General features: G+C 41.2%; 1 protein-coding gene. It reads left to right on the top strand.

What is annotated here, in order from left to right:
• On the top strand, positions 1–279 hold a 279-nt coding region (locus AAEZ03_RS27070), incomplete at both ends, for a UvrD-helicase domain-containing protein (protein ID WP_350582906.1).

Below are 279 nucleotides of genomic sequence, written 5' to 3'. Positions count from 1 at the left end.
CTTATAATGCGCTCGATTTTGATGATCTGATCTTAATTCCAACGTTATTGTTGCGTATGAATGAAGAAGTGCGCACTCGTTGGCAGACTAAAATTCAATATTTGCTGGTGGATGAATATCAAGATACCAATACCAGCCAATATGAATTAGTGAAACTCTTGGTGGGTGAACGCTCACGTTTTACTGTGGTGGGCGATGATGATCAATCTATTTATTCTTGGCGCGGCGCGAAACCACAAAATTTGGTGTTGTTAGGGACCGACTATCCAAGGCTTAAAC

Source organism: Pseudomonas sp. HY2-MNA-CIBAN-0224, from assembly GCF_040310285.1.
GTDB classification, from domain to species: domain Bacteria; phylum Pseudomonadota; class Gammaproteobacteria; order Pseudomonadales; family Pseudomonadaceae; genus Aquipseudomonas; species Aquipseudomonas helleri.
The sequence above is the reverse complement of the archived record's forward strand: the minus strand, read 5'-3'. Positions and strand labels throughout refer to the sequence as shown.